General features: G+C 39.8%; 3 protein-coding genes. 2 read left to right on the top strand and 1 reads right to left on the bottom strand.

All coding sequences use genetic code 11. The annotated features are described in order from the left end of the window. Positions 1-701, bottom strand: a 701-nt coding sequence (locus tag Q0F90_RS08680; protein ID WP_296004803.1) for a threonine/serine exporter ThrE family protein, incomplete at its 3' end; no start/stop codon positions are given. 171 nt (positions 702-872) lie between these two features. Here Q0F90_RS08680 and Q0F90_RS08675 point away from each other — a divergent pair. Further along, positions 873-1,847, top strand: a complete 975-nt coding sequence (locus Q0F90_RS08675) for a biotin--[acetyl-CoA-carboxylase] ligase (protein ID WP_296004801.1) — start codon at positions 873-875, stop codon at positions 1,845-1,847. A gap of 9 nt (positions 1,848-1,856) precedes the next feature. Continuing rightward, positions 1,857-2,624, top strand: a complete 768-nt coding sequence (locus Q0F90_RS08670; protein WP_296004799.1) for a type III pantothenate kinase — start codon at positions 1,857-1,859, stop codon at positions 2,622-2,624. Positions 2,625-2,640: the final 16 nt, after the last annotated feature.

Raw genomic sequence — 2,640 nt, 5'->3', positions numbered from 1 at the left:
GTATCGATAACGGAGTTTATAAGCGGTACACCAGGTATCATAAATAAGGTACAACAAACAAGAACGTAAACTAACGAATCTTGTTCAATATGTGAATAGAAACCATAGGCAGAAACCATGGCGGCAAAGCCGCCAATTGTAATGCCTACATATTCATTGCAACCAAAGCGTACCGATAAGGTACGACCAAAATAACCGATTAGAGAACAAATAACAGTTACAATAAAAGCTATCATATCGCCACTATACAAAAAGGCAAGGCCTGCTGAACCGAGGGCACAAGCAATACCCTTTATCCAATCAGGATATACTGGAATAGTGCAATCTAATTTTGAAATTAACTGTTCATAAGTTGTAAGTGAATAATGTCGTTCAAAGGCACGCCATGTGAGTTTAGATACGGCATTGATCATGGCCATATTGGGAACATGGACAGGTGTTTTTCTAAAAACTGTTATGGAACGCTCTTTATGCAATAGATTCACCATGATAGTGGTATATGAAATATGAATATTTAAGTAATTATGAGGTATCCCCATAAATGTGGCTGATTTTAACATCTCTTCAATAATTCGATTTGTATCTGCACCACATTCCATGAGTAGTTTGCCTATGTTTAATAGGACATCAAGTTTTCTATGAATATGGATAAAGGGATTCTCTAGAACCTCATTTTTTTCTTCTAATGTAAATTGTTTCATATATCTCCCTAGATAATGATAGACCATACTATTGTTATCTTTTGCATAAGGTATAACTTAATACTACATGTATTATACCATTAATTCTTTTAAATAACCCTTGCATTTTACAGGGTACACTTGTACAATCGAATTGTAAACCTAGGTTGACAAAGAAAGGGGCTCTAAACTATGCGTGATGAAGTATTAGAATTCTTGAGACAAAACCAAGGTGGTTTCGTATCGGGACAGGATATGTCGGAAGCGTGTCATGTTTCGCGTACAGCTATTTGGAAGCATATCAAGGCATTACGTCAAAAAGGCTACAAAATAGAATCTTATACCAAGAGGGGGTATCGATTATTGGAGGAACCTGATTTGTTGAGTCCATTAGCAATGAAGCAAATCTTAAAAACAGATGTATTTGGAAAACGGTATGTCTATATGGACACTACTGAGTCTACAAACCTAGAAGCTCGTCGCTTAGCACAACAAGGTGCAGAAGAAGGTACTGTTGTTGTAACAGAGGAACAGGCTGCTGGCCGAGGTCGTTTATCGCGGGGTTGGTATTCTCCATTTGGGAAAGGTCTATGGTTTAGTCTCATTTTGCGCCCTGACTTTGCACCTGTAGAAGCACCGAAATGTACATTGATGGCAGCCGTAGCCTTAACAAAAGCGTTCCATAAAATGGGACTCACCGATGCAGGCATTAAATGGCCCAATGATATTCTTGTGAATGGTCGTAAATTAGTTGGCATCTTGACCGAAATGTCTGGCTCTATGGAGGAAATCTCTCATATTGTGATGGGCATAGGTGTCAATGTTAAAACAAAACAAGAAGAGCTACCAGAAGAATTAAAATTAATTGCTACGTCCCTTGCGATGGAAGGCATCGATATTGAGCGGACAGAAGCATTTAGAATTATATTAGAAGAACTAGAACATCAATATTATGATGTTCTCGATAGTGGCTTTGAGGACACTCTCAATGAATGGCGTCAATTATCGGTGACTCTCGGTGAAGAAATCGAGGTTCGTGCGCCTGGTAATACCTATGAAGGGGTAGCAACCGATATTGATGAAGATGGTAATTTATTAGTAAGAATCCCAGACGGGACTGTTAAACGTGTTATGGCAGGGGACGTATCAATTCGTCCGCGTAAATAGGAGGCATTCATGTTATTAGTAATTGATGTGGGCAACACCAACATTGTTCTCGGTGTATACGACAAGACAGAGCTTGTAGGTCACTGGCGTATTTCCACGGATCGAGTTCGTACCACTGATGAATATGGCATGTTGATGATGAACTTATTCTTCCACGATCGCAAGGTGGATGTGAAAGACATTAAAGATATCATTATTTCCTCAGTTGTGCCACCATTGATGCCTACATTAGAGCGCGTATGCTTGCGCTACTTCAATGTAAATCCTCTTATTGTAGGACCTGGTACAAAAACAGGTATCGCCATTAAATATGATAATCCTCGTGAAGTCGGCGCTGACCGTATCGTAAATGCTGTAGCAGCACATGAACTTTATGAAGGTGATTTAATTATCATAGACTTTGGTACGGCCACAACTTATTGTGCTGTGCAAGGAAATGGTGATTACATGGGTGGTGTCATTACACCAGGTGTTACAATCTCTGCGGAGGCTTTATTCCAACGAGCTGCTAAATTGCCGCGTATCGATGTAAGAGATCCAGGTCAAGTAATTTGCCGCAATACAGTATCCTCCATGCAGTCTGGTATGTTCTATGGCTATGTAGGTCAAGTAGAAGGCCTCGTATCTCGTATGAAAGCAGAAATGGGCGACCATGTAACTGTGGTGGCTACCGGTGGTTTAGCACAACTTATCAGCAGTGCTACAGATTGCATCGACCATGTAGAACCTATGCTTACATTGGAAGGCTTACGCCTTATTTACGAAAGAAATAAATAATGCTACTATAATATAG

The organism is uncultured Veillonella sp. (assembly GCF_934190855.1).
GTDB lineage: Bacteria > Bacillota > Negativicutes > Veillonellales > Veillonellaceae > Veillonella.
This window is presented reverse-complemented; position numbering and strand designations above follow the sequence as displayed.